The 1,699-nt window shown below is 67.9% G+C and carries 3 protein-coding genes; 1 reads left to right on the top strand and 2 read right to left on the bottom strand.

Annotated elements, in window-relative coordinates; translation table 11 throughout:
• A partial coding sequence (locus tag AB0873_RS32450) for a transposase (RefSeq protein ID WP_366604604.1) occupies positions 1 to 436 on the bottom strand: 436 nt, incomplete at its 3' end.
• Between the two features lie 150 nt (positions 437 to 586).
• Here AB0873_RS32450 and AB0873_RS32445 point away from each other — a divergent pair.
• Positions 587 to 1,429 (top strand): IS5 family transposase, encoded by an 843-nt coding sequence (locus AB0873_RS32445; protein WP_366604602.1) that lies wholly within the window; start codon positions 587 to 589, stop codon positions 1,427 to 1,429.
• Positions 1,430 to 1,452: 23 nt separating this feature from the next.
• Here AB0873_RS32445 and AB0873_RS32440 read toward each other — a convergent pair.
• Positions 1,453 to 1,699, bottom strand: a 247-nt coding sequence (locus AB0873_RS32440) for an IS66 family transposase zinc-finger binding domain-containing protein (RefSeq protein ID WP_366604600.1), incomplete at its 5' end; no start/stop codon positions are given.

Raw genomic sequence — 1,699 nt, 5'->3', positions numbered from 1 at the left:
TGGTGTCGTTGATCTCGCACAACAGCCGGATCATGTCCTGCGCCCATACCTGGCCGGGGTCGACATCGCAGATGCCGGCGAGTTCTCGCAGGTGGTGGGCGTTACACAGGGCGTGTGCCGTGCCGTAGCGGCGATACGGGGTGTAGCCGTCGTGCACCGCGATGCCGGCGAAGACGGGCAGCACCCCGGCGGCCATGATCGCCTCATGCCCCCGCGACGGGTGCACCACGAACAGCGACAGCGTCTCGGTGGAGGCCGAGTGCACCCACGCGCCGGCGCTGGCCACCCGCAGTGAGGTCTCGTCGAAGTGCGCCACCGGTGCGGCGGCGAGCTGCTCGCGTACCGCCTGCAGGAACGGGGTCAGCCCGTCGCTGGTGCGGGTGAGCACCGTGACCAGGGTGCCTGCCGACATGCCGACACCCAGCAGGTCGGACAGGGTCTCGCAGGCCCGCTCGTAGGGCAGGTGCTGATAGCCGACCAGATAAGAGAGCGCGCAAATAGGTCAGTTGAGTGGTGCTGGTAGCTAAGCGGGCACAGACAATAACGATCATGCAGGTGCTAACGCCACGTGATCATCGGAGTGTCTGTGCCCGTGCTGCCATCATGGCTGAGCGACCCCCTGTGGAACCAGTTCGCCGCGCTGCTTCCCGATCGGCCGGTCTACGCCCCGACGCACCCGCTGGGCTGCCACCGGCGACGCATCGCCGACCGGATCGTGTTCGACAAGCTTGTGCAGGTGCTGCGGTTCGGCTGCTCGTATGAGGCCATCGCCGACTCGACCTGCTCGGCCACCACGATCCGCAACCGCCGTGACGAATGGCTCCGCCTCGGCGTGTTCGCCCAGCTCAAGACAATCGCGCTCGACGCCTACGACCGCATCGTCGGCCTGCTGCTCAACGACCTTGCCATCGACGGGTGCATCACCAAGGCACCCGGCGGCGGCGAGGTCGCCGGCAGGTCCCCAGTCGACCGCGGCAAGCAAGGTATGAAACGCTCGATGATGGTTGAGGCCCGCGGTATCCCGTTGGGACGCGTCCTGGCCGGCGCCAACCGCCACGATTCCCCACTGCTGGAACCCACCCTCGACCGGCTCGAAGACCTCGGTCACCTGCCCGACGACATCACCGTGCACCTGGACGCCGGCTATGACTCCGCCGCCACCCGCGACCTCCTCGCCGGACGCGGCCTGACCGGCCAGATCGCCCGCAAAGGCGTCAAGGCCCCCGTCCAGGCCACCCAACGGTGGCACGTCGAACGCACGAACGCCTGGCACAACGCCTTCAACCGGCTCCAACGCTGCTACGAACGCAAGGAAGACGTGATTAACGCCTTCTTCGACCTCGCCGACGCGATCATCACCGTCCGTAGCCTCATCCGGCAAGCCTGGACCCTCTACCGATGGAAGACCCGACCCGCCCGCCGACCATGACACCCCACCTATCTGCGCGGCCTCTAAGCGCCGATGGCGCGTACCCGTGGCCCGTACTGGGTCGGCGCCTGCACCCCGTCGGGTACCGACGCCATCGTCACCACGCCGCACCGGCAGCGGCGATGCTGCAGCCGGTGCTCGACCACCCGCAGCGTGACCGCGGGCAGGTCAAACACCTGCCGGGCCTCCACCGAGGTCACCGACGCTCGACGCAACGAGGCTCCGCAGCCCCGGCATGCCGACGGCCGATGCGTGAGCACCTCATCAGGT

The sequence above is a fragment of the Micromonospora sp. NPDC047707 genome, from assembly GCF_040704235.1.
GTDB lineage: Bacteria > Actinomycetota > Actinomycetes > Mycobacteriales > Micromonosporaceae > Micromonospora.
The sequence above is the reverse complement of the archived record's forward strand: the minus strand, read 5'-3'. Positions and strand labels throughout refer to the sequence as shown.